The organism is Myxococcus qinghaiensis (assembly GCF_024198215.1).
GTDB lineage: Bacteria > Myxococcota > Myxococcia > Myxococcales > Myxococcaceae > Myxococcus > Myxococcus qinghaiensis.
Genome location: NZ_JAKCFA010000012.1, coordinates 251,145 through 269,448, shown reverse-complemented (window position 1 = coordinate 269,448; position 18,304 = coordinate 251,145). Strand labels below are relative to the sequence as shown.

Sequence of the window (18,304 nt, the reverse complement as noted above, 5' to 3'; positions counted from 1 at the left end):
CCAGGTGAGGGTGTAGATTGAGCACCTTCCGATGAGTGGGACGACGCTGCCGCTCGCGCCGGATGCCTCCAAGGGCCGGTCGCTGGGCAAGTATGAGGTTCTCAGCCGCCTATCCACGGGCGGGATGGCGGAGATCTTCCTAGCGTCCCAGCGGGGCCTGGCTGGATTCCGCAAGTTGGTGGTTCTCAAGCAGATTCTGCCGGACATCCGCGGCGAGGAAGAGTTCATCCGGATGTTCCTGGACGAGGCCAAGGTGACGGCCGCGTTCAACCACCCGCACATCGCCCAGGTGTTCGACCTGGACATCGCGGAGGGGGAGCTGTTCCTGGCCATGGAGTTCGTGCCGGGGGCCACGCTGGTGGAGGTGGCGCGCGCGTGCCGGCAGGCCAGCCACCCCATCCCCATGGGCTTCAGCCTGATGGCGGTGCGGGACACGGCCGTGGCGCTGCACTACGCGCACACGTTCACGGACCCGCTCGGCCACCCTTCGCCCGTCATCCACCGTGACGTGGCGGAGAAGAACATCATGGTGACGTACGAGGGCGTCACCAAGCTGTTGGACTTCGGCATCGCCAAGAGCCTGGCGCGCGCCAGCCGCACCGCGGTGGGCATGGTGAAGGGCACCAGCGGCTACATGTCGCCCGAGCAGATCATGGGCGAGCCGCTGGACGCGCGAAGCGACCTGTTCAGCCTGGGCGTGGTGCTGCACGAGTTGCTCACCGGCATGCGGTTGTTCTACGCGAAGCAGGCCGAGGCGATGATGAACGCGGTGCTGAAGTGCGACGTCACGCCGCCTTCCCGCGCCAACAAGCAGATACCGCCGGAGCTGGACGCCATCGTCCTGCGCGCGCTGTCCAAGCGCCGAGAGGACCGCTACGCCTCCACGCTGGAGTTCGCCCGCGCCCTGGAGCGCGCGGTGGGCCCCCTCATCTGGCACCCCGAGCAGAGCAGCGAGGTGATGCGCCGCCTCTTCGCCGACCGCCGCGAGCAGACGCGCCAGCTGCTCATGGCGGGCCCCTCCGGCGACGTCACGGGCGAGACGAGCGTGGCGGCGATGCTCGCCATGGGCGGCTCGAACGCGGCCCCGGCCCCCGCCCCGGAGGCGCCCGAGCCGCCCACCGTCAACACGACGACCGGCCCTCCGGAGCCGCCGCCTCGCCGCGCCACGGTGACTTCGCCCGCCGCGAAGCCGCCCTCCCCGCCCTCGGCACGGCGCGCCACCAGCATGCAGCCGGCGTCGACGCCTCCCCCGCCGCCGCCTCCAGACTCGGAGCCGCGCAAGGCCGTGCTCCAGGCCCCGCCCCACAAGCGCCTGGCGGGACGAGGCGCCGCCTCGGAGTCCGCGCGTCCTCCCCCGCCGCCGTCGGAGTCCCCGCCGCCTCCTCCCCAGGATGCGCCGCACATGGCCCGCACCCAGCCGGGGCGGCCCGCGCTTCCTCCTTCCGAGAACACCGTCCGCGCGCAGATGCCCTCCGCGCGCCCCGCGCCGGTGTCCGAGGAGCCTCCTCCCCGCAGCGAGGTCCGTCCTACCCGCAGCCGCACCACGGACACCCCGCGCCCCGCGACAGCCGCGCCGCCGCCGCCCGCTCGCAACGAGGAGACGGCCATGGTCCGCGTGCCCGCGCTCTCCGCGGAGCCCGGCAGCCACGCGGGTGTCCCCTCCCGCCGCGGCGCACCAGCTCGACGCAGGCCGCAGCCCCAGCTCCCCGCCGCCTTCCCCGACGGCGAAGTCACCGCCAGGCCTTCCCGAGGCTTTCCCGACGGCGAAGCCACCACCAAGCCTTCCCGAGGCTTCCCCGACGGCGAAGTCACCACCAGGCCTTCCCGAGGCTTCCAGGAGAGCCGTCGTCCTCCCGAGCACCATGACGACGACGAGGACTCCCACGTCCACACCCTGCGCGGCGTCCCCGTCGTGCGCTCCAAGTCCCAGGTCTGGCGCAAGGTCCTCGCCGGGGTGCTCGTCCTCTTCGCGGTGGGCGCCGGAGTCGTCGGACTGGGACTCGATGGAGGCGTCGTGTCCGCCTGGGCCGCGCCCATGCTGGGGCTCGACAAGAAGGACCCGGAGGTGGCGCAGCCCACGCCGATTGTGCCTCCGAAGCCGCGCGCCACGCCTCCTCAGGAGCAGGCCAAGGCGCCTCCCACCGACGACACGGGGAGGGGCCCCGGCACTCCCCCCGTCGTCGTGGAGAAGAACGTCCCGCCCCAGGCGCCGGTGACGCCAGTGGTGGTCGACACGGTGGATGCCCTGCCGGAGCCGGAACCGGAGCCGGCCCCGTCCATCGACGAGGTGGAGGACAAGCCGGGGCGCACCACCGTCAAGCGCACCACCGTCAAGCGCACCACCAAGGAGTCGACCCGGAACAGCCGCCGCGTCACGCCCGACTCGAGCGAGAGCAGCCCGGTGGCCCCCACGGGAGAGCCGGGCTTCCTCACCCTCGTCACGGAGCCCTACGCCAAGGTGTACCTGGGGAGCCAGTCGCTGGGTGACACCCCGCTCTTCAAGGTGAGCCTTCCTTCGGGCAAGCACACGCTGAAGCTCGTGGACCACGACGGCAGGGCACTCAAGCTGTCGGTCGATATCAAGCCTGGCGACACCACCGCCGTGCGAGTTCCGCTGGAGATGCTGTCCCGGCAGTAGTTTGTCCCGAGGGGCGGCAATCGCTCGGAGCGCCGTGCGTAGCCCGCCATGACGGGGCCTCTTCCAGGCCCCCTGCCTTGGGAGCGCGCCATGAAGACCGCCCGGATGTCCCTGCTCGTCCCCCTGCTGATGTTCGCGGGGGTGTCTTACGCGGAGGACTCACACGCCCAGAAGGGCGAGACGCGCGAGGTCGATGACTTCGACAGCCTGGCGGTGGGCCACGGCATCAAGGCCAAGGTGAAGGTCGGCCCCAAGTCCGTCCGCGTCGAGGGCCCCGCGGAGCTGCTCTCCCGCCTGCGCCTGGTGGTGAAGGACGGGCAGCTCACCACCGAAGTCGAGCGCCAGGGCGTCTTCGGCAACAACTTCTCCGGCGGCAAGGTCCGCCTGTACGTCTCCAGCCCCCAGTTGGAGGGCGTGGAGGCCAGCGGCGGCAGTCACATCGAGGCGGAGGTCGCCGCCTCGGACGACTTCTCCGCGGAGGCCAGCGGCGGCGCGGCCCTCACCGTGCGCGGAATGGACACGGACAAGGTCGAAGTCGAGGCCAGCGGCGGCGCCGTCGTCAACCTGGAAGGCCGTGCCCGGGAGCTGAACGTCGAGGCCAGCGGCGGCGCCGTCGTCAAGGCCATGGAGCTCAAGGGCGTGAAGTCCCTGGACGTCGAGGCCAGCGGCGGAGTGCGCGTGGAGGCGGACCCCTCGGAGCGCCTGTCCGTGGACGCCACGGGCGGCACCACCGTCCAGTGCGTCTCCCGTCCGCCCCGCACCGAGGTGAAGGCGCGCGGCGGCACCCGCGTCGTCTACCTGAAGGACTGAGCACGCCGTGACGTGTCCGGGACATACCGGACGTGGAGGGAGCCCCCTGGGTAGGGACTGACACTACCCTTGTCGGTTCGGGCCACCTTGCTCCGGTGCGCGGGGGCGATTGGAATGCGGCTCCCCCCACCTCCGGAGACGCCGCACCATGACGGTCCCGATTCCTCCTCCTTCCTCGCAGGGCGCATCGGGACGCAACAGGGCAGCGCTGTGGAGTGGCGTGGGGCTGGCGGTGGCCCTCGCCGCCGGCGGCACCCTGTTCTTCCGGGCGGGCCGCGCGACGAGCCATGACGGGCACGAGGCCGGGGAACACGCCCACGCCGACGAGCCGTCGAAAGCGCCGCGCGCCGCGAAGCCCGCCGCCTCCATGGAGGTGCTGCGCCACACGGACCGCGCCGCGCGCGCCGCCGCCACGGGGGACTTGAAGAAGGCCCGCGAGTCGCTCGGTGAGGCGCTGATGCTGGCCCCCCAGCACGCGCCCGCCCTGCTGGTGCACGCGTGTCTGGCGCTCGAGGAAGGCAACGACGCCGAGGTCACCACGGTGCTGGGGCAGCTCAAGGCCGTGGAGCCGGGGAGCCTGGAGGTGAAGCTGTTGGAGACGCTGCGCGAGCTGCGACGCGCGCCGGGTGTCTCCTGGCAGCAGGGCTTCCGCGAGGCCTGGGTGAAGCTGGGCCGCCCCGACTTCCGCAAGAGCGAGCTGTTGCCGGGCGCCACGCCCCTGCCTCCGGACCCCACGCTGTCGGACTGGGAGAAGGCCGCGTGGGAGAAGGCCCCCTCGGACGACGTGAAGCTGCGGCTGGCGCTCTCCACGCGCAGGCTGGACACGGACAAGGCCCTCTTCCTGCTGGCGCAGGTGCCCCGGCTGGAGAACCCGGACCTCTACCTGGCCGTGCGGGACGCGCTGCGGGGCGAGTCCCTGCCGGAGTCCGAGCACGAGCGGGCGCGCAAGACGTTCCGTGAGAAGCTGGAGGCGCTGGCCAAGGCCCACCCAAACGCGATGCAGCTCCAGTTGCTCCTGTTGCTGGGTGACACGGAGGCCGGCACGGAGCTGACCGCCGCGGAAATCGACGCACTGGAGCGCGTGGCGGCGCTGCCCGTCTGGCGGGAGACGTCGTTCCGGGACGGCTACGTGGTTACCCGCCAGCTCCTGAAGGAAGCAGGCGTGCCGGATGTCAGCGCGCTGTCGATGGCGGTCGCCCTGCGGGGCATCAACGAGCGTGGGACGTGGATTCTGCGCACCCGCAACGTGGCGACGCGAGGCGCGCTCTCCGAGGAGGGCCGCAAACGCCTGGGCCGCATCACCCGGGACATCGGCGCGAGCATGGTGAAGCAGAACACCATGGTGGAGCGGATGACGGGCCTGCAGCTGGTGCGCGGCGGTGCGACAGACCTGGGAGATGACGCGGGCCGCACGCTGGCGCTGAATCAAATCCAGGCGCTGGAGCAGACCATCGCCCAATTCCAGCAGACGGCGATGGAGCGCTGGCCGCTGAACTCGCTGACAGAAGAACTGATGGAAGAGAGCACTCGGGACGAATTGCGCTACCTGCAGGCCTTCGCGGCGGCGGCGCCCACGGGCACGGCGGCCCGAGCGGCGCCGTAGTCAGCGGGAAGCGGACGAGGTGACTCGGGCCCCAGGGAACGCGCTTCCCCCCGGGGCCCGAGCGGGCCCCCCACGATGCAACGAAGCCGCCGCACGCCGGACCTCCAAGGTCGTCCGGGCAACCGCACTCCTTCCACACAAGCGCCGGGACCAAGGGGGTGCATCCCGAGCGGGCCTCGCGTGGGCAACGTGGAACACGTCTACGTCTTTCAACGCAACGATGGCCGAAGAATATCGGGTACGCGGTGCATGTCCACCCGCAGGGTAAGTGGCCCCGGGTGTGCCGTGTCAGGCTGGGTTTTCGAGGGTCGCATTCACCGCAGGCCCTGGAAATCTTTCCGGAAAAATTCGAGCAGGAACGATTGACAGCGCGCCCGGGCTGGCTTTGGCCCGCGCATGACGCACTCGTGGAGAAGTGGGGACCGTCAACGCGAGTTGTCAGGGCTGTCCACGCCGTTGACGGGGACTTGCGTCAAATCCGCTGAATCCCTGGCGCTTCAAAGGCTTGCATCCCCGGGAGGCGCTGGCCGTGGCGTTGCACTGAGGCGGTGCATCATGCACGTGCCCTTCTACCTGCTGCTCGCCATCGGCCTCTTGGGGACCTTCGATGTCCTCTACTTCCACCTCTGGCGCGGCCGGCTCCAGGAGCGTCCCGAGTGTCAGCGCGAGGTGCTCTGGCACACCGCGCGTCACCTCATCTACGCGCTCCAGTTCCTCTGGGTGCCGCACGTGCGCTTCCAGGGGTGGGCGCTCGGGTTGCTCGGGGTGCTGTACGCCGCGGACATCTTCGTCGCGCTCGCGGACGTCTGGGAGGAGCGCGACAGCCGGGCGTTCCAGGGCGGTGTCCCCCGGGGTGAGTACTTCATGCACGTGGTGTTGAGCGTGCTGGTGGGGCTGTACCTCATGGCCACCTTCCAGGCGGTGTGGAGCGACTGGCTCCTGCCCACGGGCCTGCGCGTGGACCCACCCGCGGTGCCCGTGGCGCTGCGCACGCTGATGACGGTGATGGGTGTGACGGCGCTGGTCGTCTTCGTGAAGGACCTGGCGCGGTGGCTCGCCTTCCGTCGGCGGCCCGTGGCCACTCCATTGGGACAACAGTCGCTCCAACGGATTGTCGTGGAGGTGCTCATCCCCGCGCCCGTCGAGGTGGTGTGGGAGCGCACGCAGGACCCGGAGCTGCACACGGCGTGGGACGTGCGCTTCACGTCCATCCGCTATCTGCCGGAGGCCGACGAGCGGGGGTTCCACCTGATGGACTACCGGACGCGCCTGGGCTTCGGGCTCGAAATCGTCGGGTGGGGTCGCTACCTGGCGAACACGCCGCACGTGCGCTCGACGTTCGAGTTCGGCTCGGAGGACTGGCGGAGCCTCATCCTCCGCGGCCGTGGGGTGTGGCTCTACGAGCGCAGGCCCCAGGGGACGTTCTTCAAGACGGTGTTCGACTACCGCGCGCGGTACGGCGTGGTGGGGGAGGTGCTCGACGCGCTGCTGTTCCGTCCGGTGATGAGGCTGGGCACGGAGTGGGGCTTCGAGACGCTGCGGCAGTGGTGCGCGGGGGATGAGCTCGCTCCGGCACGAGGCCGCTCGCGCTGGCGCTTCGGGCTGTTCGTCCTCGCGCGACTGCTGGGCAGGACTCCGGCACCGGACGCGGCGCGTTCGTCCCCCACCTCAAAACCCTGTGGAGAACTTGTTGAGGTGTCGTCATGAGCGACGGCGCCGTGGCGGTTCATCCCGGTCATCAGCGTCGGACTCGATTCGGAACGCACGTGGAGAGCACCGTGTCCCAGCCGGACTCGACGACAGCACTCCCGCGCGGGGATGCGCGACTGGAGGCCTTGCTCCGTTCGGAAGCTTCCCTGCTCGCGGATGCGCAGTTGGAGGCCCTGCTGCATTCGGGAGAGCTCCACCCCGGGGACTCTCAATTGGAGGCCCTGCTCCAGGTGCACGCGGAGGCGCGGCTCCACCCGGAGGAGCTCGACGAGGCGCGGACGGCCATGCCCCAGGCGCCTCCCGAAGAGCTGCGGGACTTCGCGCTTCGTCACCGGGCCTGCCGCCGCTCGCTGGCTCTGCTCTCGGACTTCTATCGCTCGCATCCGTGCCGCATGGCCAGGGTGCATGTGCTGGCCGCGAGCGCGGTGACGCTCGGCCGCTTCTGGGGTGTGTCGGAGCCCTTCGCGCGATTGGGCGCGGCCGTCATGCCCGTGGATGAGCGGGGCCTGCCCCGGACTCGGGAGTGGGCGTCCTACGCGCGCGCCTGCGAGGAACACCTCCCGCTCGAAGTCCGTGACGAGCGCTGGATTGAAGCCCACATGCGGGACGTGGCCCGGTCTCGCGAGGTGGGCCATGAGGCGGCCTTCCTCGAAGAAGCCCGCGCCCATGAACACGAGCCCCTGTGGCGCCTGCTGGTGCAGCACGTGGAGATGACGCTCGGCGCGCGCCTCTTCGACCAGCCCGCCCTCGCGGGGGCCGTCCCGGGTGAGACGGCCATGGCCCACGGCCTGGCGCTGTCCCTGTCGCGCATGGTGAGCGCGAGCTGGAGCCTGCTGCGCCACTACGCCTTCTCCACCCTGCGCGCGTTGTGTCTGCCACGCTGGCGCGATGACGCGGGCCTGGTCGACGAGCGGCGCACGGCGTGGTTGCTGCTCACGAGCTTCGTCACCGCGTGGACGGCGGCCAGTGTCTACCGTCGCGGCGTGAAGGCCGTGCACCGGGGCCAGCGCGCGCGGCCCTCGGATGTCTGGCCCCTGCTCGCGTCGGTGCTGGGCCCGGACCTGGGCCGCGTGGACCCACGCGTCATCCGCTTCTATGCCAACCCGGGCGCGTGGGGGGCGCGCGCCTGCGTCACCTTCTCCTCGTGCACGGCGCGGCTGTTCGCCTGGGTCGCCACCCGACTGTCCGGCCAGGGGCTCTCCGAGCACGGGGCACGTGCCTTCCCCGGGCGCTTCCTCACCTTCCGCCGGGTGGATGGCTCCATGCACTTCGTCCGGGAGCTGTACTGCGACGGCGTGCTGCGACGGTTCGACTCCGACTTCGTCCTGCGCGACGGCCGACTCCACGAGGTCTTCGTCGAGCACGGCCTGGACCTGGAGCTGGACGTGTCGGTCCTGGAGGATGGCGGCATCTGCCTGCGCGGCCGGACGCTGCGCTGGCACGGCCTGGTGCTGCCGCCCTTCGGGCGCGGCGTGGAGTTCCGCATCCACCCCGCATCGGATGCGACGGAGCGCGTGGACATCATCGGGACCTTCGGCGGCGGGGGGCCGGCGTCGCGTCGCGCCCCCCTGGCCCGCATCCACTACGAGGCCTGGCGCCAGGTCGACGCCGTGCCTCATGAGCACAGCGAGCCTCAGTTGCCCGCGTAGGCGCGCTCCAGCGCGGCGATGTCGATTTTCCGCATCCCGAGCATCGCCTGCACCACCCGCCCGGCCTTCGCCGGGTCCTTGTCCGCCATCAGCTTCATCAGCGTCCGGGGGATGATCTGCCAGGACACGCCGAAGCGGTCCTCCACCCAGCCGCACTGCTTGTGCTTTCCTCCACCGGCGGCGAGCTGCTCCCACAGCGCGTCCACCTCGGCCTGCGTCTCGCAATCGACGAAGAGCGAAATCCCCTCGGAGAACTTGAAGTGGGGGCCGCCGTTGAACGACAGGAACGTCTCGCCTTCCAGCTCGAAGGTGACGGACATGGCCGCGCCGTCCGGGCCCCGGGTCACCGAGACCATCTTCGAGTTCTTGAACACCGACGTGTAGAGCTTCGCCGCCTCTTCCGCCTGGTTGTTGAACATCAGGAACGGGGTGATCTTCTTCATGGGGGCATCCTCGGTAGGGGGCGGCACCAGGAGGGTGCCGGCCTTTTGCCCTACGTCGAAGCCACATCCGGTTCCTCGACATGCCTTCTTTATTTTCTTCAGATTCCTGGCCCGCCCACTCTGACTTCAGTGGTCGGCCCCCTCGTGGTGGTCATGGCCCGGGCCACCAAAAGTCCCCGGCCAGGGCTCCTTCGCGGGCAGCAGGCCCGGCATGGGGAAGCGCTGGAAGCGGGCCTGGCTGTAGGCAAAGGGCGGGTCACACTCGCCACAGGTGGTGGCCCCGTCCATCAGCACCAGCCCCCCGGGTGCCAGCTCCATCAACTGCGGAGTCGTGCGCGCCGAGTAGTCGAGCCGGCACTGGAAGGCCTCGGCGCCGTCCGACATGCCCACGCCCACCAGCAGTGGGTGGTTATCGCTGTTGGTGGCCGTCGTGAGCACCAGCGTCCGAGGTGGCAGGCCCGGCGCATCCGGCCAGGACGCGAGCCGCAGCTCCTTCGTCGTGAGCTGCTGTCCCGAGCGCAGCGAGTACGTCCACGCGGGATTGAGCGAGGGCAGCTCGAAGCCCTTCAGCTGCGTGGCCCTGGGCAGCGCGCCTCCCTCATCCGGATTCACGGTGGTGCCCGGTGCGCTGGGCACCAGTCGCTCCCGCGTGGCCACCAGACGGCCGAACTGCTGGGGAAGGCTCGCCGCCACCGAGCCATCCGCCGTGAGCAACGCCTGCGCCGCGCGCTCCTGGAACAGCAGCCCGTCCACCACCGCCAGCTCTCCGGCGCGCTGCGATTGTGACTTGCGCCAGCGCGGCACCCCGTCCGACGAGAAGGCCATCATCAGCGAGGGCGCGCCCGCCTGGAGTGGCGCCCCCACGTTCACCGTCTGCGAGAAGGAGATGTACAAGTCCCCCAGCGCATCGGAGACGACGCCGAAGGGGTGCGGGTGGTTGCACTCGGACAGCAGCGGGTCGCTCAGCTCCTGGGCGGACACCATCTGTCCGTACGCATCCAGCACCACCAGGAAGTACATGCGGCACAACGTCTCGCGGTTGAGCCCCGCGGGGTAGGCCTCGAACAGGGCCGCCAGCCGGTCCGGGGCCATCACCGCCAGCCGCGCCAGGAAGAGGCTGGTCGTGCGCTGCGCGATGTCCGGCCGCGCCCGCGCCAGGGTGAAGGTCCACCGGGGCGCGCCCGTGTAGCGCTCCACCAGCGACACCGTGCCGTCGTCCGGCAGGTCCATGCACAGGAGCCGGTCATTCCACAGCATGCAGCGCCGGGCCGCGTCGCCGCTCAGCATGGGCACCGGGGCCGCGGCGTCGAGCAGCGCGGACGTGTAGAAGCCCGCCAGCGTCACGTCTCCTTCGGGCCCCACCAGCAGGTCATGCAGGTTCATGCCCCGCGCCCTGGAGTCGAGAATCCAGTCCGGCTCCAGCGACACCGCGGCGGGGCGCTCGCACACCGGCCCCCGGCAGCGGCCCTCCGCCTGACACGGACTGGCCGCCGCGCAGATGAAGCCGTCCGGCAGGTCGCGCCGCGCGCACGCGCCCTCGATGCACACGTCGGCGGCATCACAGCCGCGCTCCGTGCCGCAGAAGGTGCCATCCGGTGCATCGGCCAGGCCGCAGCCGAGCTTCGAATCGCACGTGCCCACCTGACACGCCCCCGCCCCGGGACACGGCGGCGCGGGCACCGCGCGACACCCATCCAGCGCATGGCACACGTCCGTGGTGCAGGCGTTGGCGTCGTCACACGGCCGCTCCAGGCCCTTGCACCGGCCCTGCTGACAGGTGGCCATGGAGAGGCATGCATTGCCCGGGTCACACCCGGTGCCGTCCGGCAGCCGAGTCTCCACGCAGCGCTCGGACACGGGGTCGAACACCGCGCTGGCGCACACCACCGCCTGGCACTCCGGCGTCGGCCGAGCCTCGCCCGCGAGCACCAGCTCCGCGCGACCTCCATCCGACGCGGTGCCGATGAGCCGAGCCTCGTACGTGCCCTGGGCCTGGGGGCTGAAGCGCAGCCGCACCGGCACCTCGCTCGCGCCCACGCGCGCGGGCAGCGCATCCACCAGCGAGAAGGGCGCCTCCACCGAGGTCCAGGTGACGTCCAGCGGAGCACGCCCCGCGTTGAGCACCCGCACCTCCGCCTCTCGCACCCCGCCTGGGTACGCGGGAGGGAAGTCCAGCCGGGACAGCGACAGCCGGAGCCGGCCCTCGGCGCCAATGAGAGGAGGCTCCTCGCGACATGCCGTCAGACAGGTGCCGAGCACCATCGCCCACAGGATGGATGCCCACCCCACCCCGCCTGCTCTCGTCGCGCGTGCCATGGGTGCCTCCCGTGCTCCTGCCCCCGCGTATAGTCCCGAGGCCCGGAGGATGCGAGGGGTGCGCCTGGCCACGCTGTCGGCCACCTGCCCTCCAACGGGCCCCGGGGAACGCGCCCGTTTCGGCTGCTGAACGCTCGCGCCTGTAGACTCCTTCGCGTCCGTCCTCCATCGGGAGTCCTCCATGTCCTCGCGTCCCACCCTCGTGCTCGTCCTGGCCCTGCTCGCGCCGTGGGCCCTTCCCGCCTTGGCGCAGGACGTGCCGCGCACGATGACCTTCCAGGGGCGCCTGGTGCGCGCGGACGGCACCCCGGAGAGCTCGCCGCAGGACCTCACCTTCACCCTCTACGCCTCGCCCGTGGGCGGCTCCCCGCTGTGGCAGGAGAACCACCTGGCCGTGCCGGTGACGAATGGCTACTACGCGGTGGTGCTGGGCTCCTCGGTGGGGCTGGGGGATGACCTGGTGCGGCGCTCGGAGCTGCACCTGGGCGTCGCGCTCGCCAGCCAGTCGGAGCTGACGCCGCGCTTCCGCATGTCCTCGGTGCCCTTCGCGTTGCGCGCGAGTGACAGCATCCGACTGGAGGGCCGCGCCGCCAACAGCTTCGCGCCCGTGAGCCACACCCACGCCAATGCCACGGCGACGACGGCGGGCTTCATGTCCGCGGCCGACAAGACGAAGCTGGATGCGCCCGCGCCCACGTATGGAGAGGGCCTCATCGCCACCGGCACGCCCCTGGCCGTGCGCGTCAGCTTCCCCGCGACGGGCGGCACCAATGGCACGGCCCGCATCGCGGCGCGCTCCGACCACACGCACGCCAGGCCCACGCTGTCATGCGGTTACAAGAGTGCCACCGGTAACGATTCGTCCGACACGCGCGCCGCCATCGCCTGGTGCGCGACGGGCGAGACGCTGATGGGCGGCGGCTGCAGCGGGCTCGAGGAGGGGCCCACCGGCGTCGCCTTCAACCCCACCGGCGTCACCTTGGAGAGCGGCGCCACGCAGACCCCAGGCGTGCCCGGCTACCGCTGCCGCAGCCACGCGGACAGCACCAGCGCTCCCACCGCCTACGCCATCTGCTGCCGCATTCCGTGAGCACCGGGACACCGCGCCGGATGCGTCACCACGCAGGTGATCCTGACTTCGTCCATCGCCGAGAAGTCGCAGCCTCACCGGAGAGCTGAACATCGAACGGAATGATCATCCCCTCGGGGAATGGAGGCGAGCGAGCCCACCCAAGCTCCGCCTGGCCGCAGACACTTCAGCCAGGGGAACTCGAAACCCTGTGATTTTTTCAGATGGTCGTCTCTGACCCACTGCAACCGCGCGGAATGGTTGGATCACAGAAGGGTACGGTTCTAGCAATCAGGAGACGGCATGACCTCCGTCTCGGACATGGGCTCTCAATCCTCCCAGGCCTTCACCGTGCTCATCCCACGTGGGCTGCAAGGCAGCGTGGACGGTCTGCCTCAGGATGTGCGGCAGGCCCTGCTCTCGGAGCTGTTCCGCATGGCCTCGCTGGCGCACCAGGAACGAAGCCTGCTGCTGCCCATGTCGGAGCCGTATGCGTTGAACCTGGACCTGGATGGCTGCCACGTCACCGTGGAGATGGACCCGTCCCGCTCGCGGCTGACCCTGGCAGGGCTCACGCGCGCTCGAGCGCTGGGCTGAGCCCGGCGATACGTGAACGACGATGTCTCGACGGGCCGGCTACGAAGAATCCTGGGACCTCACCTACCTGGTGGAGCAGCTGCGTGAGCTCATCAGTCGGGACCTGGAGCTGGATGACGCGCTCGGGGAGGAACTCGAGGACACCCTGGCCCGGCTCGTCCTGCGCAACCAGCGCCTGCGCGGACTGCAGCGGATGGTGAACGCGGACCGTGACGCGGAGGACCTGGAGGTGCTGCGCAACGCGCTGGAGCACACGGACCGCGAGCTGCTCGCCCACCTGCCCCGGCTCCTCGACCGCCTGCGCGAAGCGCTCTCCTGAGCCGCCCCGCTCCCTACGGCGTGGCCCCTGGATGCAGCGTGTGAGTGGGTCCGCTCGCCGGAGGACCTCCCAGGCCCAGGCCCACTGAACCGGGGCCGCTGGGAAGCACCCCCGCCGCTGGCGCCAGGCTTCCAGACTCGGCGCGCACCGGGCCCTCGCACGCGCCCGCGCGGCAGCCCTCCAAGCCCTGACACGGCCTGCCCACGCCACACGCCACCACCTGGCATGCGCCCGCGCGGCACACCTGCCCGGAGGCACACGCGCCCGCGGCCGCGCACGCCTCCGTGGCGGACAGGCATGCGCCGGCGCGGCACACCTCGCCCGGGCCACACTGCGCCACGGTGTTGCAGGACAGCGCCAGACACGCGCCCTCGCGACACACCTGCTGCGCGGGGCAGCTCACCGCCGAGCACCCCGCGTTCGACACACAGCGGCCGTCCGCGCCACAGCGCTCGTCGGATGCACAGGCGAAGTCCGCCGTGCACAGGACTCCCCGGCACTGCCCGCCGGACCGACACACCGTGCCCTGGGGACAGGCGACGCCGAGGCAGCCATCCCTCACGCACTCCGAGCCGAGGCAGCGCTCGGTGGGAAAACACGCCGTGTTCGCATCACAGCCCACGCGCCGGCACGTGCCTCCGCGGCACACCTCGCCGTCGGCGCAGGCCGTCCCCAGGCACGAGGGCTCCACGCACGCACCCAGTTCGCACACGCGTCCAGCGCCACAGGCCACGCCCTGGCACATGGTGGCGAGACACCTGCCCTCCACGCAGGCCTGCGCGTCCGGGCACACCACGCCCTGGCACAGGTCGGGTGGCACCAGCGCGGTGGTCTTGTCACAGCCCGCCAGTGCCATGAGCGCCACCAGCAGCAATCCCTTGAGTGGCATCCGGGCCTTCATGGCAACAGCCCTCGCAGCGGCATCCGGGCACTCGTGTAGACAGCTCGCAGCGGCATTCGAGCCCTCATGGCAGCCGCTCCGTGCGGTCCGCCGCCGGCAGTGCCAGCGCCTCCGGCCGCGTCAGCACCACGCCCAGCACCACCCCCGCCGCCGCCAGGCCCACCCCGCCCACGACATAGGGCCAGAGCGCGCCACGAGGTGCCTCTTCCACCACCGTCTCCGCGGTGGGGAACGTCGCCGCGTCACGCGCCGAGGCCACCGCCGCCGGCAGGTGCTCGGTGGCCTCCAGCCGCAGCGGCGCGCGCGGGCTGCCCTGCTCGAAGAGGACGAGCCCCCCGGCATCCCGCGCCACCGCGTAGGCCTCCACGGCGCGCGCGGGAGGTGCCTTCACGGACACGGGTCCCGATGGCGAGCCCACCGCCGCGGAGAAGCCCGCCGCGCCCGGCAGGCGCACCGCCACCATCACCTCCGTGGCCACCTTCCGGGGCTGCTCCAGCACCGCCGACACCCGGCCATCCGGCAGCCGCGTCACCGTGAGTGTGGGCCGCTGGCCCTCCATGGCCGCCCGCGCCGCGCGGAACGGCACCTGGACCTTGGGCCCCAGCGAGTCCTTCACCTGCGCCGAGGGCTCCAGGAGGAGAAGAACCTCGAATGCCTCCTGGGCCTCCTGGCGCTGCCCCATGAAGGCGCGAGCCAGTGCCAGCCCCCGCCATGCCTGAAGGCGCTCCACGCGCGTCCCGGGGCCTTCCAGGGCCTCCAGGAAGGACGCGGCGGCGGCATCGAACTCCAGGGCGTCGAACTGTTGCTCGGCGCGCACCAGCGGCGGCTCCGCGCCCAAGGCCTGGGTGGCGAACAGCCAGAACAAGAAGGTCAACGCGCGCACGGCTCATCAGTCTACAACCGTGTTGCACCCGTCCACAGGCGTTGTCCCCAGCGGCCTGCTGCTTCTTCAAAAGCTTAATGTAGGTATTGATCAAATGGTGGAAGCAGTAGAGGGCTCGGATTTGGGGATAAGTCAGCAAGCTCGCGGGATGACTGACGAATTCGGCCGATGCTACATGTGGGTAAACTGACGGTTTCCCCCGGCCTTCCACAGGCGCTGATCCACGCCACCGTTTCTCCACAGCCCCACCCCCGCTATCCACAGGCCATCCACAGGTCTCCCGTGGATGAGGGGGCGACCGGGCGTGACGGTGGAGACTCACCGCACGTCCGCGCCCTACAAGCCTGTTATCCTCCGTCGCGGTGCTGCTCCGGTGTCGGGGCGCTGTCGTGGAGGTTGCACCCATCGATTTCTATCGGGGCGAGCGCATCGGGAAGTACGAGGTCGTCACGCAGCTGTCCGTGGGTGGCATGGCCGAGCTGTTCCTCGGCTTCACCTCGGGTCCGGGTGGCTTCCGTAAATACGTGGTCGTCAAGCGCATCCTGCCGGACGCTCGGGACAACGAGCAGTTCGAGCGGATGTTCCTGGACGAGGCGCGCATCACCGCGGCCTTCAACCACCCCAACATCGCGCAGGTCTTTGACCTGGGGCAGGAGGAGGACGGCCTCTATCTGGCGATGGAGTTCATCGCCGGGCAGAACCTGAACCAGATAACGAGCGCGTGCCTGCGCGCCCGGCAGCCGGTGCCGCTGGGCTTCACGCTGTCGGTGGCGCGCGACGTCTGCATGGCGCTGCACTACGCGCACACCTTCACCGCGCCCTCGGGCGAGCCCAGCCCCGTCATCCACCGCGACGTCGCCCAGAAGAACATCATGGTGACGTACGACGGCATGGTGAAGCTGCTCGACTTCGGCATCGCCAAGGCGAAGGGCAGTCTGGAGCGCACCCACGCCGGCACGGTGAAGGGCACCACCGGATACATGTCTCCGGAGCAGGTGCGCGGCGACAAGCTGGATGGCCGCAGCGACTTGTTCTCCGTGGGCGTGATGATGCACGAGATGCTCACCGGCGCGCGCCTGTTCGCGGGGCGCACCGAGCGCGACGAGATGATGAAGATTCTCGAGGCGCCCATCCCCTGGCCCTCGCACGTCACGCCGCACGTGTCCGAGCAGGTCGCCAAGGTGGTGATGCAGTCCTTGGAGCGCAACCGCGAGAAGCGCTTCGCCAACGGCCGGGACATGGCGCGGGCGATTGAAGCGGCGGCGGGCAAGCTGATTCAGGACGCGGACCACCGCGGCTCGCTGATGAAGGAGCTGTTCACGGAGCGGATGGCGGCCACGCGCGCGCTGCTGGAGAGCGCGGACGGCACCTCCAACGGCCTGATGCTGGAGGCCGCCAAGCGCGCCCTGCGCGGGGACGACGGGCCCTACCTGCCGGTGCGCGAGGACCCGGCCACGCCGAGGACGGGCAACCCGTCGGTGCCGGACCTCAAGGACGTCAAGAAGGCCTCTCGCAAGGTGCCCGCGGTGAAGCCCGCCACGGGTCAGCCCCCGGCGGACACGGACCTCACGTCGGGACAGCGCCGGAGCTCGAACGTCCTGTGGGGTCTGGTGCTGCTCGCCATCCTCGGGGGAGGCGCCTATGGCGCCGTGCGCTTGAGCAGCGCGCTGGACGAGACGATGACGCCCGTGGTGGAGCCGACGCCGCCCGTGACGGAGCTGAAGCGGTTCGACCCGGGCCTGCCCATCTACCAGGAGCCGGATGCGGGCTCGCTCGCGGATGCGACGTCGACGAAGAAGCCGGAGAAGGTCAAGCCTCACGAGGACGAAGACGCGGGCGCGAAGCCGGAGCAGGCCACCGCCACGAAGCCCTCGCGTGCGACAGGCAAGCTGAGCCTCATCGTGGGCAGCCAGCGCGCGGACGTGTTCCTGGGCAAGCGGAGGCTGGGGACGACGCCCATGCTGGGCGTGGTGGTGCCGGCGGGCACCCACACCTTGAGCATCATCGGCCCCAGGAAGAAGAAATACCCCCTCCAGGTGGAAATCAAACCCGGCGAGACCACCGCCTTCCGGCTGGATGGATATCCCGAGGGTTGACCACGGCGCGGTGACACTGGGGATGTGACACGCGGTCCTGGTATCGTCGCGCCCCCTTCAACCCACCTGCGACGAGACTATGGCCGCGCTCACCATTGGCTTCCTGATGGACCCGCTCGAGACAGTGCGAGTGGACCATGACTCCACCTTCGCGCTGATGCTGGAGGCGCAGAAGCGCGGCCATCGGGTGCTCTACTTCGAGCAGGGGTGGCTGCGGTTCAACGGCCGCTGCGCGGAGGCGCGCATGCGCCACGTCACGGTGCGCCGGGAGCCGGGGCGGCACTTCGACGTGCTCGACGAGGCGGCGCGGCCGTTGTCGGAGCTGGACGTACTCTTCCTGCGCAAGGACCCGCCCGTCGACGCGGAGTTCCTCCACGCCACGCAGTTGGTGGAGCTGTGTCAGGGCCGCAAGCCCGTCTACATCAACGACCCGGCGGGCATCCGCGACGCGAACGAGAAGCTCTTCGCCCTGCGCTACCCGGACCTGATGCCGGACACCCGCATCACCCGCGAGCTGCCGGTGCTGCTGGACTTCATCGCCCGCAACGAGCAGGGCACCATCCTCAAGCCCATCGACGGGTTTGGCGGCAAGGGCATCCTCTTCCTGTCCAGGGGAGACCGGAACGCGCGCTCCGCCGTGGAGCTGCTCACCCAGGGAGGCCGCGAGGCCGTCGTCGCGCAGGCGTACATCCCGGAGAGCCGCCTGGGCGACAAGCGCATCCTCCTGGTGGATGGAGAGCCGGTGGGCGGCGTGCTGCGCGTGCCGTCCGGCGATGACCACCGGGGGAACATGGCCGCCGGAGGCACGCCCCACAAGGCGGTGCTCACCGCGCGGGATTTGGAGATCTGCGAGCGGCTCAAGCCCGAGCTGCGCAAGCGGGGCCTCTTGCTCGTGGGCATCGACGTGCTCGGCGACTACCTCACCGAGGTGAATGTGACGAGCCCCACGGGCCTGGTGGAGGCCAACCACCTGGATGGCGTGTGCGTGGAGGCCCGCGTGCTCGACGTGGCCGAGCGACTCGCCGCCGAGCGTCCCTCGGCCTGACGGACGCAGGGCAGCGCCGGGTCTCCCTCCGGAAGGTCGGTTGTTTCGCGCCGGACGGAGGACGTTGGCTCGGCGTTTCGGTCAGGGCCGCGTCCGGTGCCGGATTCCCGAGCGAAGCGTGAACTGAAGAATGGTTCATGTTTCATGGAACCTCGACGCGGTGCATAAAATGAATCCTGGTTCATCTTTCACCGTCGAGGCGACGCGGCGCGCCTTGAACCCGGG

Annotated in this window: 14 protein-coding genes; 10 read left to right on the top strand and 4 right to left on the bottom strand. The window is 70.5% G+C overall.

The window, feature by feature from the left end; genetic code table 11:
* Window positions 1-31 precede the first annotated feature (31 nt).
* From LZ199_RS23880 to LZ199_RS23860, 5 genes are all read left to right on the top strand, one after another.
* On the top strand, window positions 32-2,638 hold the full coding sequence (locus LZ199_RS23880) for a serine/threonine-protein kinase (protein WP_253996043.1): 2,607 nt from the start codon (window positions 32-34) through the stop codon (window positions 2,636-2,638).
* A gap of 90 nt (window positions 2,639-2,728) precedes the next feature.
* The gene (locus LZ199_RS23875; RefSeq protein WP_253996042.1) at window positions 2,729-3,448 is read left to right on the top strand and encodes a head GIN domain-containing protein; all 720 of its coding nucleotides are present in this window, start codon (window positions 2,729-2,731) and stop codon (window positions 3,446-3,448) included.
* A gap of 148 nt (window positions 3,449-3,596) precedes the next feature.
* Complete coding sequence (locus LZ199_RS23870; protein ID WP_253996041.1) at window positions 3,597-5,051, top strand: tetratricopeptide repeat protein; 1,455 nt, start codon at window positions 3,597-3,599, stop codon at window positions 5,049-5,051.
* Window positions 5,052-5,606: 555 nt separating this feature from the next.
* Entirely contained in the window at window positions 5,607-6,758 is a 1,152-nt protein-coding gene (locus tag LZ199_RS23865) for an SRPBCC family protein (RefSeq protein ID WP_253996040.1), read from the top strand.
* Between the two features lie 71 nt (window positions 6,759-6,829).
* Window positions 6,830-8,410, top strand: coding sequence for a hypothetical protein (locus LZ199_RS23860; protein WP_253996039.1), 1,581 nt, complete (start codon window positions 6,830-6,832; stop codon window positions 8,408-8,410).
* On the opposite strand, the gene LZ199_RS23855 is transcribed toward LZ199_RS23860, so the two are convergent.
* Both LZ199_RS23855 and LZ199_RS23850 read right to left on the bottom strand, forming a co-directional pair.
* A complete protein-coding gene (locus tag LZ199_RS23855) occupies window positions 8,395-8,853 on the bottom strand; it encodes a VOC family protein (RefSeq protein ID WP_253996038.1) in 459 nt (152 codons plus the stop codon). The genes LZ199_RS23860 and LZ199_RS23855 overlap by 16 nt on opposite strands.
* Window positions 8,854-8,979: 126 nt before the next feature.
* On the bottom strand, window positions 8,980-11,169 hold the full coding sequence (locus tag LZ199_RS23850) for a tenascin-X (RefSeq protein ID WP_253996037.1): 2,190 nt from the start codon (window positions 11,167-11,169) through the stop codon (window positions 8,980-8,982).
* A gap of 181 nt (window positions 11,170-11,350) precedes the next feature.
* Between LZ199_RS23850 and LZ199_RS23845 the strand changes: the two genes are divergently transcribed.
* From LZ199_RS23845 to LZ199_RS23835, 3 genes are all read left to right on the top strand, one after another.
* Window positions 11,351-12,259, top strand: a complete 909-nt coding sequence (locus tag LZ199_RS23845; RefSeq protein ID WP_253996036.1) for a hypothetical protein — start codon at window positions 11,351-11,353, stop codon at window positions 12,257-12,259.
* A 282-nt stretch (window positions 12,260-12,541) separates the two neighbouring features.
* Window positions 12,542-12,835, top strand: a complete 294-nt coding sequence (locus LZ199_RS23840) for a hypothetical protein (RefSeq protein WP_253996035.1) — start codon at window positions 12,542-12,544, stop codon at window positions 12,833-12,835.
* A 22-nt stretch (window positions 12,836-12,857) separates the two neighbouring features.
* Complete coding sequence (locus LZ199_RS23835) at window positions 12,858-13,154, top strand: hypothetical protein (RefSeq protein WP_253996034.1); 297 nt, start codon at window positions 12,858-12,860, stop codon at window positions 13,152-13,154.
* Window positions 13,155-13,167: 13 nt separating this feature from the next.
* Here the strand turns inward: LZ199_RS23835 and LZ199_RS23830 are convergent, their stop codons facing one another.
* Together LZ199_RS23830 and LZ199_RS23825 are read right to left on the bottom strand one after the other, a co-directional pair.
* A complete protein-coding gene (locus tag LZ199_RS23830; protein WP_253996033.1) occupies window positions 13,168-14,043 on the bottom strand; it encodes a hypothetical protein in 876 nt (291 codons plus the stop codon).
* 76 nt (window positions 14,044-14,119) lie between these two features.
* A complete protein-coding gene (locus tag LZ199_RS23825) occupies window positions 14,120-14,938 on the bottom strand; it encodes a hypothetical protein (protein WP_253996032.1) in 819 nt (272 codons plus the stop codon).
* A gap of 470 nt (window positions 14,939-15,408) precedes the next feature.
* Between LZ199_RS23825 and LZ199_RS23820 the strand changes: the two genes are divergently transcribed.
* Both LZ199_RS23820 and gshB read left to right on the top strand, forming a co-directional pair.
* Entirely contained in the window at window positions 15,409-17,034 is a 1,626-nt protein-coding gene (locus LZ199_RS23820) for a protein kinase domain-containing protein (protein WP_253996091.1), read from the top strand.
* A 79-nt stretch (window positions 17,035-17,113) separates the two neighbouring features.
* Window positions 17,114-18,079 carry a glutathione synthase gene (gshB, locus tag LZ199_RS23815; protein WP_253996031.1) on the top strand — a complete coding sequence of 322 codons (966 nt, stop codon included), beginning with the start codon at window positions 17,114-17,116 and terminating at the stop codon, window positions 18,077-18,079.
* Window positions 18,080-18,304 lie beyond the last annotated feature (225 nt).